Genomic DNA, 18,114 nt, shown 5'->3' on the forward strand with positions numbered 1-18,114 from the left:
CTGCCACAACGGGTCACAATCTGCCATTCCCGGCCGGGTACTGGGGAGGTAGTGATCATGATTCGGGTGCTGATCGTCGACGACGAGGAACTGTTCCGGACGGGCCTGCGGATGGTCCTGGAAGGTACGGGCGACATCGTCGTGGTGGGGGAGTGCGCGGCGGGCGCCGCGCCGGAGGCGATCGGCGCGGCCGCGCCCGACGTGGTGCTCCTCGACATCCGGATGCCGGACCGGGACGGCCTCGCCGTCCTGGCGGACATCAAGAGCCGGCCGGCCGGGCCCGCCGTCCTCATGCTGACGTCGTTCGACACGGACGAACACGTCGCCCGGGCGCTGCGGGCGGGCGCGGACGGCTTCCTGCTCAAGGACAGCGACCCGGCCGACCTGGCGCGGGCCGTGCGCGCGGCCGCCGCCGGCGGCAGCGTGCTCTCGCCCACGGTCGCCCGCGCGGTCGCCGAGGGGTACGCCGCCTCCGTGGCCGCGGCCCGCGCCCGGCCCGTGGCGGAACCGCGGCCCGAGCCGGACAGCCGCGTCGCGCGCCTGACCCCGCGTGAGCGGGACGTACTGGCGCTGCTGGGCGCCGGGCTGTCCAACCCGGAGATCGCCGGCGAGCTGCGGGTGAGCCCCGGCACCGTCAAGGAGCACGTCAGCGCGGTGCTGGCCAAGCTCGGTACGGACAACCGGGTCCGCGCCGCCGTCATCGCCTGGCGGTCCGGCCTCGCCGGTACGGCCGCGGAGGCCGGCTCCCGCGCGAGAGCGGCGCGATGACAGCCGTGGCCGGACGTTCGCGCGCCGCGTTGCGGGCCCTGGAAGGGTTCCGGCCGCCGGGCTGGGCGGTGGAGGCCGCCGTGCTGGCCCTGGCCGCCAGCGACCTCCTGATGCGGCTGGGGGCCGGGGCCGCGAGCCCGGTCGGCCTCGCGCTGTCCGCCCTGGCGCTGCTGGCCCTGCCCTGGCGCCGCCGCCGGCCGCTGCTGGTCCTGCTGGCCACGCTCCCGGCGCTGACGGTCAGCGGGATGTGGCTCGCCTCCATGGCGGCCCTGACGCGCGTGGCCGTGGTGTTCCCGGCCGCGCCGGCGGTGCTGTGCGGCGCGGGCGTCTCGGTGGCCGCGCTGCTGGACTGGGTGCTGCTCGACGGCGTCCCCTCCGACCTGGGCGTATGGCTGCGCGAAGAGGTCTACTGCGCGCTCGTGGGGGCGGGCCCGGTGGTGCTCGGCGGGCTGCTGCGCTCCCGGCGGCGGATCGCCGAACAGCTCGTCGCGCTGGCCGCGGGCCGGGACCGGGAGCGGCGCGCCGAGCACACGGCGGTGGTCGCGGCGGAACGGGCCGCGCTGGCCCGCGAGATGCACGACGTCGTGGGCCACGAGATGAGCCTGATCGCGCTGCGGGCGGCGGCGCTGTCGCTGCGCAGCGCGGACCCGGCCGTACGGCAGGAGGCCGAGCTCATCCGGACGCTGAGCGTCCGGGCGCTGGACGAGGTGCGGCACACCGTCGGTGCCCTCAGGGCGCACCGCGGTGACGGCGAGTCGGGGCGCCGGCTGGCCGACATCGAGGCCATGGCCCTGCGCAGCGGGCTCACCGTCGAGACGGTCGTCGAGCCGGGCCGGGGCGTCCGCTGGCCCGCGGCCGTCGAACTCGCCGCCTACCGTACGGTCCAGGAGGCGCTGACCAATGTGGTGCGCCACGGCGACCGGGACCGGGCCGTGTGCGTACGGGTGGAGTCGGTGGACGGCGACTCGTGCCTGGTGGTCGAGGTGCGCAGCGGCCGGGGCGCGGCACCCGGTGAGCCGCCGGCCGGGCGGCAGGGCGGCCACGGTCTCGCGGGGCTGCGGGAGCGGGCCCGGCTGCTGGGCGGCGACCTCGCCGCCGGGCCGGTGCCCGGCGGCGGCTATCTGGTGCGCGCGGCGTACCCGGCCCCGGGGCACAGCCTGGTGGAACCGGGGCCGGCGGACGCCTGAGGGCGGATCAGAGGCCGGGCTTGGCGGGCAGGCCGTTGGGCTTGCCGTCCTCTCCGACGGACTTGGTGAAGGTGTCCTCCTTGCCGGACGCCCAGGCGATCGTGAGGGAGTTGGCGTCCACGCTCTTGACGGTGCCCTTGGTGTACTCGGTGCTGCCGTTCTGGCAGACGAGGTCGAGGGTGACCGGCTGGGCGTTGTCGACGACCTTGCCCGAGCAGCCGTACGTCATGGCGTTGAGCGCCGCGCCGTTGTTGGGGGTGAAGGTCAGGAGCCGCATGCTCTTGTCCGCGAGCTTGCCCTTCGTCCAGACGCCCGCGAGGGCGGCGGCCGAAGTGCCGGGCTTGGCGGGGTCCTTGGCCGGGGCGTCGCCCGGCGTCTGCTTCGGGGCGTCCGCCGGGGGCGTGGCCCCGGTCTTCTTGTCGTCGCCGCTCTCGCTGCCGCAACCGGTCATCAGCACAGCGGCGATGAGCGCCGCCCCCGTGATCTGTACTGCCTTGCGCACGTGCGCTCGCTCCTCGGTGGGTGGATCTGGACACGACAAATTAGCAGTCCTGACCCATCGGTCAGCAGCTCCGACCCACTGGCCGGGAGCCTCAGCCGCCTCCGCCGTCCCCACCGCCACCGCCGTCGACCGCGCCACCCCCGCCGTCGCCACCGCCGTTGTACTTGTCCCGCTGCACGTTGCGGTACACGGCGCGCGCGGTCCATTCCTCCTGCACCAGCCGTCGCATCGCCGACCGCGCCTGCCGCCCCTCCCACCCGGGGAAGAGCTGCGCGCCGACACCTATGGAGGACACCAGAGCGGCCAGGATCCGGGGGCGCGACTCGGGGAAGCCCGCCGTGACCGCCCTGGCCAGCCGGTCCCGGGTCGCCGAGGTGCGGTCGACCGCGCCGACCGGGAAGCGGAGGTAGGGGATGACGCCGAGGAAACGGTGTCGCTCGGGGCGCAGCAGCCCCTTCTCCACCAGCCGCGTCAGCCACGGCTCCTCCAGGTGGCGGGCCGCGGCGCCCACCCAGCGGTGCGTCTTCGGGCCCCGGCCCACCCGGCCCCGGCCGACCGCCGCCAGGCTGCTCATCGCCATGGCCAGCAGCGGATCCGCCGGCGGCACCGGGTTGGCCACGGCCAGTCGGCCGCGCTCCTCCACGATCCGCCCCGCCAGCCGCAGTTCGGCCAGCACGGCCCCGGCCACCGCGTACTCCAGGAACCGCCGCCCGCACAGCCGCCGCCCGCTGACCGGGTGGAAGCACAGCAGGATGAGCTCCTCGGGCAGCGCGAGGGCGGCGGCGTCCTGGCTCACGGGCGGGCGGGGGGCTCGCCGAGCGCGGGGAGGATCCGGCCGGTGACCTCGCCCAGGCCGATGCGGGCGCCGTCGGGGCCGGGGGCCCAGGCGGTGAGGGTCACCTCGTCGCCGTCCGCGAGGTAGGGGCCCTTGCCCGCGGTCAGCTCCAGCAGGCAGCCGAGCTGGTCGGGCTCCGGGCCGCTGACCGTGCCGGAGGCGAAGAGGTCGCCGGTGCGCAGCGTGGCACCGTTGACGGTCATATGGGCGAGCTGCTGGGCGGCCGTCCAGTACATGGCGGCGAAGGGCGGCCGGGAGATCGTCTCGCCGTTGACCGTGACCTCGATGCGCAGGTCGATGGCGCCCGGCTCGGCCGCGGAGTCGTCGAGGTAGGGCAGCAGGGGGTGGGTGCGCTCCGGCGGCGTGGTGCGGGCCTCGTCGAAGGCGTCGAGCGGGGTGATCCACGCGGAGACGGACGTCGCGAAGGACTTGCCGAGGAACGGGCCGAGCGGCACGTACTCCCACGCCTGGATGTCGCGCGCCGACCAGTCGTTGAGGAGGCAGACGCCGAAGACGTGCTCGCGGAAGTCGTCCAGCGTGACGGGGGTGGCGGAGGGGGCGCCCACGACGAAGCCGACCTCGGCCTCGATGTCCAGCCGCAGCGAGGGCCCGAAGGAGGGGGCGGCGTCGGCGGGGGCCTTGCGCTGGCCCCGGGGGCGGACGACGTCGGTGCCGGAGACCACGACCGTTCCGGCGCGCCCGTGGTAACCGATCGGCAGGTGCTTCCAGTTGGGCGTGAGGGGCTCGCCGTTCGGGCGGAAGATCCGGCCGACGTTGGTGGCGTGGTGCTCGCTGGCGTAGAAGTCGACATAGTCGGCGACCTCGAACGGCAGGTGCGGGGTCACGCCCTCCAGCGGGTGGAAGTACCCGTCCTCCAGCTGCCCGTCCGCCAGCCAGCCGCGGACCTCGGCGCGTACCGCCTGCCACGTGGCGCGGCCGGCGGCCAGCAGCGGGTTGAGCGTCGGCGCCGACAGCACCCCGGCGTGCGCGGAGCCGCGCGCGGCGGCGACGGCGGCCGCGTCGAGCACGTACGCGCCGTAGCGCACGCCGATCCGCCGGTGCTCCGGCGCGTCCTGGGTGGTGAACACGCCGTACGGCAGGGTGTCCATGCCGAACGGGTCGCCTTCGGGCAGCTCGCGGGGGCTCTGCTGGGGCATGGGGGACGCGCCTCGCTCTCTGATGGACACTCCTGGAAGCCTGCTGACCCCCGGAAGGGTCCGTCGCACACATTACGTGCTGGTGGCCGCCAGACAAGGGGGGGCAAGGGGCGGCTTCGGCGGCCTTCGCCGGCGCGCGCCGGGCCCGTTCCGCACGCCGCCCGCCGGGGCGTCCGAGGGGGCGCGCGGCCTGCTCACGAACGCCCTCCGACCACTCACTAAAGAGCGAGCAATGTCCGGTAATTCCTTGCTGGAGGCGGCGATTCCGAAGTAGCGTCCTAAGTCGGGTCACGCACAGTGGGGGGGCCGCTGCGGCTGAGTGGCCGAGGGGGATGCTGGTGGCGAGCAGGAGCACGCCCATCGTGGCGGACCGGTCCGTTCCAGGGCTCATAGTGAAGATCGGCGACTACCCCCTCCACCACGGTGGCGTCGGCGCGATCCGCAGCCTCGGCAGACTCGGTGTCCCGGTCTACGCCATCACCGAGGACCGCTGGACCCCCGCCGCCGTCTCCCGCTATCTGCACGGCCGGTTCGTATGGCCGACCACCGGCACCGAGGGCGCCGAGGAGCTCGTCGAGGGCCTGCTGCGGATCGGGCGCGAGATCGGCCGCCCGACCGTCCTGGTGCCCACCGACGAAGAGGCGGCCGTGCTGATCGCCGAGCACGCGCCGGAGCTGGCGGGCAGCTTCCTCTTCCCGCCCGTCGACCGGCACCTGCCCCGCCGGCTCGCGAGCAAGCAGGGGCTGCACGAGCTCTGCGTGGAGCACGGGGTGCCCTCCCCGGAGGCCCTCTTCCCCGACTCCTACGAGGAGATCGAGGCGTATGCCGCGCGGGCCCGTTTCCCTCTGGTGGCCAAGAACCGGGAGGCGTTCGAACGGCGCCGCAAGCCCGCCGTGCACGGCACGACCCGCATAGGGGGCCCCCGCGAACTGCTGGCCCTGGCGCGCGGCTGGGGCCCGTCGCCCGGTGTGATCCTCCAGGAGTACCTGCCCCGCGAGGACGCCGAGGACTGGATCGTCCACGCCTACTTCGACGCGCAGAGCACCCCGCTGGCGATGTTCACCGGCGTCAAGGTGCGCTCCTGGCCGCCACACGCGGGCATGACCGCCCACGCCTACATCGTCGACAACCCCGAACTGGCCGACATGTCCGCGCAGTTCATCAAGCAGATCGGCTTCAGCGGCATCGTCGACCTCGACTGGCGCTTCGACCGGCGGGACGGCCGCTACAAGCTCCTGGACTTCAACCCCCGGATGGGCGCGCAGTTCCGCCTCTTCGAGAGCGAGTCGGGCGTGGACGTCGTCCGCGCCCAGCACCTGGACCTGACCGGGTGCGAGGTCCCCGAGGGCGAGCAGCTCACCGGGCGGCGCTTCGTCGTGGAGAACATCGACCTGCCCGCCCTCGCCGCCTACAGCCGCAGCGGGTACACCACCCCCCACGCGCCCGCGCGCGCCAGTGGCACGGAGCTGGCCTGGCTCGCGCGGGACGACCTCAAGCCCTTCTTCACCATGCTCGCCCGGTTCGTGCGGCCGGGCGTGCGGCATCTGTGGCAGCTGTGGCGCTCCCGGCGCGCTGCTGCCGTTGTCGAGTAACAAGTAACGCCCTGGGAGGGGACTCGTGACACTTCCCGTAGCCGTCATCGGGGCCGGTCCGTACGGCCTGTCGACCGCAGCTCACCTGCGGGCGCACGGCATGAGCACCCGCGTCTTCGGTTCGCCGATGGTGAGCTGGCGCGAGCACATGCCCGCCGGAATGATCCTGAAATCCACCCCCGTCGCCTCCAACATCGACGCCCCTCAGCCGGGCCACACGCTTCTCGACTTCTGCCGCGACACGGGTGAGCGGCGCTACGAATCGGACTGGGACACCATCCCGGTGGAGACCTTCGCGCGGTACGGACAGTGGTTCCAGGAGCGGCTGGTGCCGGAGCTGGAACAGGTGCGGGTGGTCTCGGTGGACCGCCGGGCCAAGGGCTTCGAGCTGAAGCTGGACTCCGGCGAGCAGTTCACCGCCCGCGCCGTCGTCGTCGCCACCGGGCTCAGCGGGTTCGCCCGACTGCCCGCCGAACTGGCCGCGGCCGTCCCCGACGGGCCCTCGGTGAGCGGGCCCGTCTCGCACAGCTCGCAACACCGCGACCTGTCGCGGTTCGCCGGCAAGGAGGTGCTCGTCATCGGCGCCGGACAGTCGGCGCTGGAGACCGCCGTGCTGCTCGCCGACGCGGGGGCCGCGTCGGTGCGGGTGATCGCGCGGCGGCGGGGCGCGGTGCGGTTCGGCGCCGCGCCGGACGGGCAGTCGGCGCTCAAGCCCGACACCCCCTTCGGGCGGGCCTGGTCGCTGTACGCCTTCTCGTATCACGCGGGCGGTTTCCGCCATCTTCCGGCGCCGACGCGGCAATTCCTCGTCCAGCGGGTGCTGGGGCCGCTGGGCGCGTGGTGGCTGCGCGAGCGGTTCATCGGCCGGGTCCAGGTCTCCGAGGGCAAGCGGATCGCGGGGGCGAGGGTGGACGAGGGCCGTCCGGTGCTCACCCTCGCCGGCGAGCACGGCATCGAAGGAGAGCTCGCCGCCGACCACGTCATCGCGGCGACCGGCTACCGCGTGGACCTGGCGGCCATGGACTTCCTCGGCCACGGCCTGCGCACCCGCCTCGCCACCGGCGCGGGCGGCCCCCGCCTGGGCGCGGGCTACCACTCCTCGGTCCCGGGCCTCTTCTTCACGGGCCTCCCGGCGGCATCCAGCTACGGCCCGGTGATGCGATTCGTCTGCGGCACGGAGTACGCGTCCCCGCGCCTGGCCAGGGCGGTGGGGGCACTGTAGGAGCCGGGGACTCGAGGGGTGGGGGACCGCGTCGGGCGGTCCCCTTACTTCTGTGGGCGGAGTGCGGCTGGATGCCTTGCCTGGGCCCGGGGGCGGGCGGGGGCCCCGCACGGGCACGCCGGCTCCGGCGTGCGGACCGGCCGGGCCCCTGGCACGGGCAGTCCGGGGACCCGCGCGAGTACGTCGGGTCCGGCGTGCGGACCGGCCGGGCCCCTTGGCACGGCACGCCGGGCCTTGGCGCGGCAGGTGTACGGGGGCGGCACCCCCTGGGCAGCCCGCCGGGCCACCCCTCCCGCCGCGACGGCGCGTGCCCACCACGTGGCAGCCCGGCGGTGCCGAACCGACGGAGGCCGACGATGCGGAGCCGGCGGAGCCGCAACGCGCCGAACCGGCCGACGCGGACGCCGAACCGGCCGACGCGGCAAGGCCGTACCGCCGAACCCGGAAGCGATGAACGGGCGGAGCCCCACCGCGGAGCCCCACCGCGGAGCGCCACCGTGCTTGGGCGCGGCCCGACAGGGCACCCGGGGCATCCCGGGGAAACCCCCGGGCACATACGGCGAAGAGCCATCGAAAGGGCAGGCGCCCACGGTGATCGACAGCCGACCGGATACGCTGACTTTCGGTGGAGACAGCGACACATCGACAAACCCCGTGTTCGCAGGCAGACAGGAGTACCCCTCGTGACCGTCGTCGGGCCTTTCGGGCTGAGCGTGCGGGACCAGGCTCTTGAAGCCGATGTCCAGGCCGGTTTGGCCGCTGTCGAGGAGGGCCTCCTGGAGGCCACCAAGAGCGATGTGCCCTTCATCACCGAGGCCGCCCAGCATCTCGTACGGGCCGGCGGCAAGCGGTTCCGCCCGCTGCTGGTGATGCTCGCCGCGCAGTTCGGCGACCCGTACGCACCCGGCGTGGTGCCCTCGGCCGTCGTGGTCGAGCTCACCCACCTGGCGACGCTGTACCACGACGACGTCATGGACGAGGCCGAGGTGCGGCGCGGCGTGGACAGCGCCAACGCCCGCTGGGGCAACTCCGTCGCCGTCCTGACCGGCGACTTCCTCTTCTCCCGCGCCTCGCACATCCTCGCCGACCTCGGGCCGGAGGCCGTCCGCATCCAGGCCGAGGCGTTCGAGCGCCTGGTGACCGGCCAGATCCTGGAGACGGCCGGACCGCGCGACGGCCGCGACCCCATCGAGCACTACCTCGACGTCATCGCCGGCAAGACCGGCTCGCTGATCGCCGTCTCCGGGCGGTACGGCGCGATGATGTCCGGCGCCGACGAGCGCACGATCGACATCCTCACCCACTACGGCGAGCGGCTCGGCACCGCCTTCCAGCTCGCCGACGACGTCCTGGACATCGCCAGCGACTCCCACGAGTCCGGCAAGACGCCCGGCACCGACCTGCGCGAGGGCATCCCCACCCTGCCCGTCCTGCACCTGCGCGCCCAGGCCGCCGCCACCGGCTCCGCCGACGACCTCCAGCTGTGCGAGCTGCTCGACGGCGACCTCACCGACGACGCCCTGCACGCCGAGGTGCTGCGCCGGCTGCGCGCCCACCCCGCCCTGGAGCAGGCGCGGCGCGACACCGTCCGCTACGCCCAGGAGGCACGGGCCATCCTGGCGCCGCTGCCCGAGTGCTTCGCCAAGGCCGCGCTGGAGAACCTCTGCGACGCCGTGGTGCACCGGGCCGGCTGAGCCGGCCGACCCCGCCGTACCCCCATGTGGGTGATGGCCCCTTAGGGGGCGTCATACCCGAGAGGTACGCGGACTTGATCCCGTCGGCTGATGCCCCGACGGGGTGTCGTTTGGTGGAATCGAGAGTGTCATGAACCGGGGAAAACCTCCGGTTCCCCGTTCCACCGCCGCGCGGCCGGGCCACAATGAGCCCGGGGGGTGGGCGAGTGCAGGGCACGTGATGACCGCCGCGACGACGGAGGTAGACCACATGGCACCGAATGAACCGACCCAGGGCACCGCGGAGAGCGGCGGCCCCGCACCGGACGCAGGGGGCCCCCGGGGCCGCCGCAAGGCCGTCCGCTATGCCGTGCCCGTCGCGGTCGCCGGGATCGCGGCGGCCACGATCGGCATCACCTCGGCGCTCGCCAGCAGCGGTGACCCCGACCTGCCGAAGATCAGCGCGGAAGAGCTCGTGGCCAAGGTCGCCAAGTCGGACGTCCAGCAGATGTCCGGCTCGCTGAAGATATCCACCGACCTGGGCCTGCCGTCGCTGCCGTCCGGCGTCTCCTTCGGCGGCGCCGAGGGCGGCAAGGGCGGCAAGCACGGCGGCTCGGACGTCTCCCCGCAGGCCAAGCTCACCGAGCTCGCCTCCGGCACGCACACGCTGCGGTTCGCCGTCGACGGCCCCGACAAGCAGCGCCTGTCGATCGTCGAGCGCGCCGCCGAGTACAGCCTGATCCGCAACGGCGACCAGGTCTGGGCGTACGACAGCGGCAGCAACACCGTGCACCACTCCACCGCACCCCGGGAGAAGGCCGGTGCCGGGCACCGGGCGGCCCCCGAGGAGCTGCGCGGCGCCTCGCCGCAGGAGCTGGCGAAGAAGGCGCTGGACGCCGTGGACGACACGACCGACGTGACGGTCGACGGCACGGCCAAGGTGGCCGGGCGCGACGCCTATCAGCTGGCCATCAAGCCGAAGGCGGCCGAGTCGACGATCGGCGCGGTCCGCATCGCGGTCGACGCCAAGACCGGCACGCCCCTGAAGTTCACCCTCGCCCCGAAGAGCGGCGGCAAGGCCGTCGTCGATGCGGCCTTCACCAAGGTCGACTTCTCCAAGCCGGGCGCGGGCACCTTCGACTTCACCCCGCCGAAGGGCGCCAAGGTCACCGAGGACAAGGACCTCAAGGGCGGCGCGGAGCACAAGGGCGCCCGCCCGGGCACCCCCGGCGAGCTGCCGGACATGTCCGACCTCTCGGGCTTCAACGTCATCGGGAAGAGCTGGGGCTCCATCGCCGAGTTCACGGTGCCTAAGGGCGCCGGCGGCGAGAAGGGTGGCAGCCTCGGCAAGAACGCCCCCGGCGGCGGCCTGCTGGAGAAGTTCGGCAGCAAGGTCACGGGCCCCTTCGGCTCGGGCCATGTCTTCTCCACCCGCCTGGTCAACGCCCTGATCACCGACGACGGCAAGGTCTATGTGGGCGCCGTCACCAAGGACGCCCTGATCAAGGCGGCGAAGTAGCCGACCCGGCCCGGCCGGGAGCGCCGCCGCCAGGCGGGGCCCCGCGCCGGGCCGGATGAACGGAAGGGGAACCGGTGGAGCAGCGGCCCGCCGCGATCCGCACGCGTGGGCTCACCAAGCGCTACCGCGGCGGCCAGCTCGCCGTGGACCGGCTCGATCTCATGGTGCCGCGCGGCAGCGTCTTCGGGTTCCTGGGCCCCAACGGCTCCGGGAAGACCACCACCATCCGGATGCTGATGGGCCTGATCGAACCCACCTCGGGCACCGCCGAGGTGCTCGGCGAGCCGATGCCGCGCGCGGGGCGCCGGGTGCTGCCCAAGGTGGGCGCCCTGATCGAGGGGCCCGCCTTCTACGGCTTCCTCACCGGCCGCGACAACCTCGTACGCTTCGACGCCGCCGACCCCACGGCCGATCCCCGCACCCGGGCGGCCCGGGCCGACGCGGCGCTGGAGCGGGTGGGCCTGGTCGCCGCCGCGGGCAAGAAGGCGCGCGCGTACTCCCTGGGCATGAAGCAGCGCCTGGGCCTGGCCGCGGCCCTGCTCCAGCCGCGAGAGCTGCTCGTCCTGGACGAGCCGACCAACGGCCTCGACCCGCAGGGCATGCGCGAGATCCGCACCCTCGTCCGACAGCTCGCTGCCGACGGCGCCACCGTCTTCCTCTCCTCCCACCTCCTGGACGAGATCGAGCAGGTCTGCACGCACGCCGCGGTCATGGCCCAGGGCCGGCTGCTCACCCAGGGCACGGTCGCCGAGCTGGCCTCCTCCACACGCGGCCGGCTGGCCGTGACCACCCCCGACACCGCGGACGCCGTCCGTGTCCTCAAGGAGCTCGGCGTGAGTGATCTCGTGGTCGCCGACGACCGGGTCACCGGCGAACTGCCCACCACGACCGCCCCCGACCTCGCGGACCTCAATGCGGCGCTGGTCGCGGCAGGCGTGCGCGTACGGGCCTTCGGCAGGGAACGCGCCTCGCTGGAGGACGCCTTCGTGGCGCTCACGGGGGAGGGCTTCGATGTCGCGGGCTGAGCCGTTGGCGGGCGGGCCGGGGCGGGCCGTGAGCCCGCTGTGGCAGCTCTCCCTCTTCCGCAGCGAGATCGGCACGGTGTTCCGGCGGTGGCGCACGCTCGCCCTGCTCGGCGTGCTCGCGGTCGTCCCCGTCCTCGTGGGCATCGCCGTGAAGGTCGAGACCAGCGACGGCGGCACGGTCGGCGGTGCGGGCGGCGGCCCGGCGTTCCTCGGCCAGGTCACCAACAACGGCCTCTTCCTGGTCTTCACCTCCCTCGCCGCGACCCTGCCGTTCTTCCTGCCGATGGCGGTCGGCGTGGTCGCGGGTGACGCGATCGCCGGTGAGGCGAGCGCGGGCACCCTGCACTACCTCCTCGTCGCCCCGGCCGGCCGCACCCGGCTGCTGCTCGCCAAATACGCCGCCACGCTAGCTTTCTGCCTCGTGGCCACGCTGGTGGTCGCCGCCTCGGCGCTCGCCGTGGGGGCGCTGCTGTTCCCGGTCGGCGAGGTCACGCTGATCAGCGGGACGACCGTGTCCTTCGCGGAAGGGCTGCTGCGCGCGCTGGCGATCGCGGGTGTCGTCGCGCTGTCGCTGGTGGGGCTGGCGACGCTGGGGCTGTTCGTCTCCACGCTCACCAACAGCGGCATCGCGGCGATGGCCACCACGGTGGGCCTGCTGATCACGGTGCAGATCCTCGACCAGTTCCCGCAGCTGCACGCCATCCAGCCGTATCTCTTCTCGCACCACTGGCTGAGCTTCGCGGACCTGCTGCGCCGGCCGGTCTACTGGGACCAGCTGCTGGACAACGCCCGCCTCCAGCTGCTGTACGCGGCCGTCTTCGGCTCGGCGGCGTGGGCGCGGTTCACGGCGAAGGACATCAAGGCGTGACGCCGCGAGGGCCCGGGGGATCATCGCGATCCCCCGGGCCCTCTTGCGGGGTTGTGCCCTCGTGGTGGTCCTGGGAGCGGCGCTAGAAGGTCAGCTTCCAGCTGTCGATGTAGCCCGTGTCCTGCGCGGCGATGTCCTGGACGCGGAGCTTCCACGTCCCGTTCGCCGTCTCGCCCGAGGCGTTGACCGTGTAACTGGCGATCACGTTGTCCGCCGAGTCATTGCCGCTGGAGTCCTTCAGCCGGTACGCGCGCCCGCTCGGCCCGACGAGGTCGATGACCACGTCGCCGCGCCAGGTGTGCTTGATGTCGACCCCGACCTTGAGCGTCGAGGGCGCGTTGCCGGTGACGCCGGTGACGTTGATCGGTGACTCGACGGCCGCGCCCGCGTCGGGGATGGCGACGTCGGCGGCGTTCTCGAAGGAGGAGCCGGGCGGGGTGGTGGAGCCGCCGCTCAGCGTCCAGACGGAGTGGGCGATGGCGTCGCTGTTGTTGTCCAGCGCCTTGTCGTCGATGTTCGCCGACGTGTCGCAGGAGGAGTGGTAGCAGCGGTCGAACGCCTGGCCCGCCGTGCCGCCCCACTTCTGGGCCTGCGCGGCCGTCTTACGGTAGTCCGCGCCGCTGAACAGCCCGCCGACGGCTATGCCCGCGTTCTTGAACGGCGCGTGGTCGGAGCGGCCGTCGCCCTCGGTCTCGATCTCGGTGGAGATGTTCCGGGCGGCGAAGAAGCCCTTGAAGACGCCCTCGATCGCGCTGTCGTCGTCATAGACGAAGTAGCCCGGGTTGGGCGAGCCGATCATGTCGAAGTTGAGGTAGCCGTCGATCTTGGCGCGCTCGGTGGACGGCAGGTTGTTGACGTAGTACTTCGACCCGACCATGCCGAGCTCTTCCGCGCCCCACCAGCCGAACCGCAGGTGCTTGCCCGGCTTGTAGCCCTCGCGGGCCACGGTGAGGGCCGTTTCGAGGACGCCGGCCGAGCCGGACCCGTTGTCGTTGATGCCCGGCCCGGCGGACACCGAGTCGAGGTGGGCGCCGGCGAAGACCACGTGGGCCGGGTCGCCGCCGGGCCAGTCGGCGATGAGGTTGTAGCCGGTGGCGCCGCTGGAGGTGAACTGCTGCACGGTGGTGGTGAATCCGGCGGCGTCCAGCTTGCCCTTCACATAGTCGAGGGACGCCTTGTAACCGCTGCGGCCGTGCGCGCGGTTGCCGCCGTTGGCGGAGGCGATCGACTGCAGCTGGCTCAGGTGCGCCTTGACGTTGGCGACGGAGATGTCGGGCACGGCGGCGGTGGCCGGGGCCTTGGCGGTGGTGGGGGCCGCCAGGGCCGGGGCGGAGGCCGCGCCGAGCAGAGTGGTGACGATGGCCGCGCCGGTCGCCAGCAGGGCCGTGGCGCGAGATCTTCGGGGCAGGGTTGGTCCGATGAGGTCAAGCATGGGGGGCTCCCAACTCCATTTGACGTGGCCATGATGTTGAGGCCGCCCCGAAAGAGCGTCAAGGGCGGATTTCGGACACGGGACACCGGTTTCCGGATATCGGGCGGCGTCCTACCGGCCCTGAGCTGTGGCTTCTGGTGCCTCTGGGGCCAGTGTGTTTTCTGTGTGAACACCCGCGGCCTGCTCCGCCTTGCTCCGCGCCGTCCGCAGCTCCGTCCGCGCGTTCCGGGCCGTCCGCAGGGCGTCCCAGGTCAGCAGCGCCAGCGCCAGCCAGACGAGTGCGAAACCGGCCCACCGCTCGGCGGGCATCGACTCGTGGAAGACCGTGAGCCCCAGCGCGAACTGGAAGACGGGCGCGAGGTACTGGAGCATCCCGATCACCGACAGCGGCAGCCGCACGGCCGCGACGCCGAAGCAGATCAGTGGCAGTGCGGTGATCGCGCCGGTGCCCATCAGGAGCGCGGCGTGCCCGCCGCCCGTACCCGCGAACGTGGACTCGCCGCGCACCCCCAGGAACACCAGGAAGCCCATCGCGGGCAGGAACTGCACGGCCGTCTCCGCGGCCATCGACTCCAGCCCGCCCAGCCCGACCTTCTTCTTCACCAGGCCGTACGTGCTGAACGTCGCCGCCAGCGTCAGCGCCACCCACGGCGGCTTGCCGTACCCGACGGCCAGCACGACGACCGCGGCCACCCCGATGCCGACCGCCGTCCACTGCACCGCGCGCAACCGCTCGCGCAGCACCAGGACACCGAGGCCGATGCTGGCCAGCGGGTTGATGAAGTAGCCCATCGACGTCTCCACGACGTGCCCGGAGTTCACGGCCCAGATGTACGTGGCCCAGTTCACCGAGATGAACAGCGCGCCCAGCGCGATCATCCCCACCCGCCGGGGCTGCCGCAGCAGCGGGCGTATCCAGTCCCAGCGGCGCGTGACGGCCAGCACGACCAGGACCGCGGCGAGCGACCACACCATGCGGTGCGCCAGGATCTCCACCGCCCCGGTCGGCTCCAACAGCGGCCAGTAGAGCGGGAAGAGGCCCCAGATCGTATAGGCGGCGACGGCGCACAGCAGACCTGTGCGGGTCTCGTTCGGGGGCGACGGCGGGTTCACTGGGGTACCTCCCGGGTGGGGTGGGCGACGACGACCTTGCGAAGGTAGCGCCGCGCCCGCGGCGATGTCATGCCCGTATCAGATAACGGTCATGACGCCGCCGGTGACCGCCCACGCGAACGGCCGGGCACCCGATGCGGATGCCCGGCCGTCGTCCGGCGCGTCGGGTCAGCCGACGACCGTCCAGGTGTCGCCACCGGCGAGGAGCGCCGAGAGGTCGCCCTTGCCCTTCTGCTCGACCGCGGTCTCCAGCTGATCGGACATCAGCGTGTCGTAGACGGGTCGTTCGGTGCTGCGGAAGACGCCGATGGGGGTGTGGTGGAGGGTGTCGGGGTCGGCGAGCCGGGAGAGGGCGAAGGCCGTGGTCGGCGAGGCGGCGTGCGCGTCGTGGACCAGGATCTCGGCCTCGTTCTCCGCCGTGACCTCGACGACGCGAAGGTCACCGGTGGCCCGGTCGCGTACGACGCCCTTGGCGTCGTCGGCGCCGAAGCGGATGGGCCGCCCGTGCTCCAGGCGGATCACCGCCTCCTCGGCCTGCTGCTTGTCCTTGAGCACCTCGAACGCGCCGTCGTTGAAGATGTTGCAGTTCTGGTAGATCTCCACCAGCGCGGTGCCCGGGTGGTCGGCCGCCTGCCGCAGGACCTCGGTGAGGTGCTTGCGGTCGGAGTCGACGGTGCGGGCCACGAAGGACGCCTCGGCGCCGATCGCCAGCGACACCGGGTTGAAGGGCGCGTCCAGCGATCCCATCGGCGTCGACTTGGTGATCTTGCCGACCTCGGAGGTCGGGGAGTACTGGCCCTTGGTCAGCCCGTAGATCCGGTTGTTGAACAGCAGGATCTTGAGGTTGACGTTGCGGCGCAGGGCGTGGATCAGGTGGTTGCCGCCGATCGACAGCGCGTCGCCGTCGCCCGTGACCACCCAGACGGAGAGGTCAGGACGGGAGGAGGCGAGGCCGGTGGCGATGGCGGGGGCACGGCCGTGGATGGAGTGCATCCCGTACGTGTTCATGTAGTACGGGAAGCGGGAGGAACAGCCGATGCCGGAGACGAAGACGATGTTCTCCTTGGCGAGGCCGAGCTCGGGCATGAAGCCCTGCACGGCGGCCAGGATCGCGTAGTCACCGCAGCCGGGGCACCAGCGCACTTCCTGATCGGACTTGAAGTCCTTCATGGACTGCTGCGCCTCGGCCTTGGGCACCAGCTTCAGCGCCTCGTTCGTCTTAGCCATGGCTGGCCTCCTTGAGCACCGTGGCGAGCTGCTCCGCCTTGAACGGCATGCCGTTGACCTGGTTGTAGGAGTGGGCGTCGACCAGGTACTTCGCACGGATGAGGGTGGCGAGCTGGCCGAGGTTCATCTCCGGGACGACCACCTTGTCGTAGCCGGCCAGCACCTTCCCCAGGTTCTTCGGGAAGGGGTTGAGGTGGCGCAGGTGTGCCTGGGCGATGGGCACGCCCTCCGCGCGCAGCCGGCGCACGGCGGCCGTGATCGGGCCGTACGTCGAACCCCAGCCCAGGACCAGCGTCCGCGCGCCGTCCGGGTCGTCCACGGCCAGGTCGGGCACCTCGATGCCGTCGATCTTGGCCTGGCGGGTGCGGACCATGAAGTCGTGGTTGGCCGGGTCGTAGGAGATGTTGCCCGTGCCGTCCTGCTTCTCGATGCCGCCGATGCGGTGCTCCAGCCCCGGCGTGCCCGGCACCGCCCACGGGCGGGCGAGCGTGTGGGGGTCGCGCTTGTAGGGCCAGAAGACGTCGGTGCCGTCGGCCAGGGTGTGGTTGGGTCCGGTGGCGAACTGCACCCGCAGGTCGGGCAGCTCGTGGGTCTCCGGGATCCGCCAGGGCTCGGAGCCGTTGGCGAGATAGCCGTCGGAGAGCAGGAACACCGGGGTGCGGTAGGTCAGCGCGATCCGCGCGGCCTCGATCGCCGCGTCGAAACAGTCCGCGGCCGTACGCGGGGCGACGACCGGCACCGGGGCCTCGCCGTTGCGCCCGTACATCGCCTGCAGCAGGTCGGCCTGCTCCGTCTTGGTCGGCAGACCGGTGGAGGGCCCGCCGCGCTGGATGTCCACGATCAGCAGCGGCAGCTCCAACGACACCGCCAGACCGATCGTCTCGGACTTCAGCGCCACCCCCGGACCCGAGGTGGTGGTCACCGCGAGCGAACCGCCGAAGGCCGCGCCGAGCGCGGCGCCGATGCCGGCGATCTCGTCCTCGGCCTGGAAGGTCCGCACACCGAAGTTCTTGTGCTTCGACAGCTCGTGCAGGATGTCCGAGGCCGGGGTGATGGGGTACGAGCCCAGGTACAGCGGCAGGTCCGCCTGGCGCGCGGCGGCGATCAGGCCGTACGACAGGGCCAGGTTCCCGGAGATGTTGCGGTACGTGCCCGTGGGGAACGCGGCCGTCGCGGGCGCGACCTCGTAGGAGACGGCGAAGTCCTCGGTGGTCTCGCCGAAGTTCCAGCCCGCGCGGAACGCCGCGACGTTCGCCTCGGCGATCTCCGGCTTCTTCGCGAACTTCTTGCGCAGGAAGGACTCCGTGCCCTGTGTGGGCCGGTGGTACATCCACGACAGCAGACCGAGCGCGAACATGTTCTTCGAGCGGCCCGCGTCCTTGCGCGAGAGGTCGAAGTCCTTCAGCGCCTCGACGGTCAGCGTCGTCAGCGGCACGCCGTGCACGCGGTAGCCGTCCAGCGAGCCGTCCTCCAGCGGTGAGGTCTCATAGCCGACCTTGGCCATGGGCCGCTTGGTGAACTCGTCGGTGTTGACGATGATCTCCGCGCCGCGCGGCACGTCCGCGATGTTCGCCTTCAGCGCGGCCGGGTTCATCGCCACCAGCACGTCCGGGGCGTCGCCCGGCGTGAGGATGTCGTGGTCGGCGAAGTGCAGCTGGAAGGACGAGACACCGGGCAGGGTCCCGGCGGGCGCCCGGATCTCGGCGGGGAAGTTCGGCAGCGTGGACAGGTCATTGCCGAACGACGCCGTCTCCGACGTGAAGCGGTCTCCGGTGAGCTGCATGCCGTCACCCGAGTCCCCCGCGAACCGGATGATCACACGCTCGAGCTGCCGGACTTCCTTCGCGCCGTCGGGGGCATGCTGCCCCGGGGCGGGAAGTGACGGCTCCCGCTCGGCAGCGGGCGGGGCGGCCCCACCCGGCTGCTCGGCTGGTTCGGCCTGTTCGGCCGGGCTACTGACCTGGCTGGTCACTGCTTCGGACCTCCCTCATGGC

15 protein-coding genes are annotated in these 18,114 nt (G+C 72.7%); 8 read left to right on the top strand and 7 right to left on the bottom strand.

All coding sequences use genetic code 11. From position 1 onward, the window contains the following. Positions 1-57 precede the first annotated feature (57 nt). Together ACZ303_RS27095 and ACZ303_RS27100 are read left to right on the top strand one after the other, a co-directional pair. A complete protein-coding gene (locus ACZ303_RS27095) occupies positions 58-768 on the top strand; it encodes a response regulator (RefSeq protein WP_467343092.1) in 711 nt (236 codons plus the stop codon). Positions 769-773: 5 nt separating this feature from the next. Further along, positions 774-1,955 (top strand): sensor histidine kinase, encoded by a 1,182-nt coding sequence (locus tag ACZ303_RS27100; protein WP_467343093.1) that lies wholly within the window; start codon positions 774-776, stop codon positions 1,953-1,955. 7 nt (positions 1,956-1,962) lie between these two features. Here ACZ303_RS27100 and ACZ303_RS27105 read toward each other — a convergent pair whose 3' ends face one another. The 3 genes from ACZ303_RS27105 to fahA all read right to left on the bottom strand — a co-directional run bounded on the left by ACZ303_RS27105 (position 1,963) and on the right by fahA (position 4,449). Further along, positions 1,963-2,457, bottom strand: coding sequence for a hypothetical protein (locus ACZ303_RS27105; RefSeq protein ID WP_467343094.1), 495 nt, complete (start codon positions 2,455-2,457; stop codon positions 1,963-1,965). Between the two features lie 91 nt (positions 2,458-2,548). Then, the gene (locus ACZ303_RS27110; RefSeq protein ID WP_467343095.1) at positions 2,549-3,253 is read right to left on the bottom strand and encodes a GOLPH3/VPS74 family protein; all 705 of its coding nucleotides are present in this window, start codon (positions 3,251-3,253) and stop codon (positions 2,549-2,551) included. Then, entirely contained in the window at positions 3,250-4,449 is a 1,200-nt protein-coding gene (fahA, locus tag ACZ303_RS27115; protein ID WP_467343096.1) for a fumarylacetoacetase, read from the bottom strand. The genes ACZ303_RS27110 and fahA overlap by 4 nt, the downstream gene beginning before the upstream one ends. Positions 4,450-4,781: 332 nt before the next feature. Here fahA and ACZ303_RS27120 point away from each other — a divergent pair, with 332 nt between their 5' ends. The 6 genes from ACZ303_RS27120 to ACZ303_RS27145 all read left to right on the top strand — a co-directional run bounded on the left by ACZ303_RS27120 (position 4,782) and on the right by ACZ303_RS27145 (position 12,348). Then, a complete protein-coding gene (locus ACZ303_RS27120) occupies positions 4,782-6,041 on the top strand; it encodes a carboxylate--amine ligase (RefSeq protein WP_467343097.1) in 1,260 nt (419 codons plus the stop codon). A 25-nt stretch (positions 6,042-6,066) separates the two neighbouring features. Beyond that, entirely contained in the window at positions 6,067-7,263 is a 1,197-nt protein-coding gene (locus ACZ303_RS27125) for an FAD-dependent oxidoreductase (protein WP_467343098.1), read from the top strand. Positions 7,264-7,946: 683 nt separating this feature from the next. Then, on the top strand, positions 7,947-8,957 hold the full coding sequence (locus tag ACZ303_RS27130; protein ID WP_467343099.1) for a polyprenyl synthetase family protein: 1,011 nt from the start codon (positions 7,947-7,949) through the stop codon (positions 8,955-8,957). 250 nt (positions 8,958-9,207) lie between these two features. After that, a complete protein-coding gene (locus ACZ303_RS27135) occupies positions 9,208-10,455 on the top strand; it encodes a LolA family protein (protein ID WP_467343100.1) in 1,248 nt (415 codons plus the stop codon). Between the two features lie 74 nt (positions 10,456-10,529). Next, the gene (locus ACZ303_RS27140; protein WP_467343101.1) at positions 10,530-11,480 is read left to right on the top strand and encodes an ABC transporter ATP-binding protein; all 951 of its coding nucleotides are present in this window, start codon (positions 10,530-10,532) and stop codon (positions 11,478-11,480) included. Beyond that, positions 11,467-12,348: an ABC transporter permease gene (locus tag ACZ303_RS27145; RefSeq protein ID WP_467343102.1), complete on the top strand. Its 882-nt coding sequence runs from the start codon at positions 11,467-11,469 to the stop codon at positions 12,346-12,348. Before ACZ303_RS27140 ends, ACZ303_RS27145 begins: the two co-directional genes overlap by 14 nt. A gap of 82 nt (positions 12,349-12,430) precedes the next feature. Here ACZ303_RS27145 and ACZ303_RS27150 read toward each other — a convergent pair whose 3' ends face one another. From ACZ303_RS27150 to ACZ303_RS27165, 4 genes are all read right to left on the bottom strand, one after another. Beyond that, positions 12,431-13,780 carry a M28 family metallopeptidase gene (locus ACZ303_RS27150; RefSeq protein ID WP_467343103.1) on the bottom strand — a complete coding sequence of 450 codons (1,350 nt, stop codon included), beginning with the start codon at positions 13,778-13,780 and terminating at the stop codon, positions 12,431-12,433. A 111-nt stretch (positions 13,781-13,891) separates the two neighbouring features. Further along, positions 13,892-14,893 carry an EamA family transporter RarD gene (gene rarD, locus ACZ303_RS27155; RefSeq protein WP_467343104.1) on the bottom strand — a complete coding sequence of 334 codons (1,002 nt, stop codon included), beginning with the start codon at positions 14,891-14,893 and terminating at the stop codon, positions 13,892-13,894. Between the two features lie 168 nt (positions 14,894-15,061). Beyond that, entirely contained in the window at positions 15,062-16,120 is a 1,059-nt protein-coding gene (locus tag ACZ303_RS27160; protein WP_467343105.1) for a 2-oxoacid:ferredoxin oxidoreductase subunit beta, read from the bottom strand. Beyond that, a complete protein-coding gene (locus tag ACZ303_RS27165) occupies positions 16,113-18,092 on the bottom strand; it encodes a 2-oxoacid:acceptor oxidoreductase subunit alpha (RefSeq protein ID WP_467343106.1) in 1,980 nt (659 codons plus the stop codon). The genes ACZ303_RS27160 and ACZ303_RS27165 overlap by 8 nt, the downstream gene beginning before the upstream one ends. Positions 18,093-18,114: the final 22 nt, after the last annotated feature.

This window comes from Streptomyces sp. NPDC023527, from assembly GCF_055560115.1.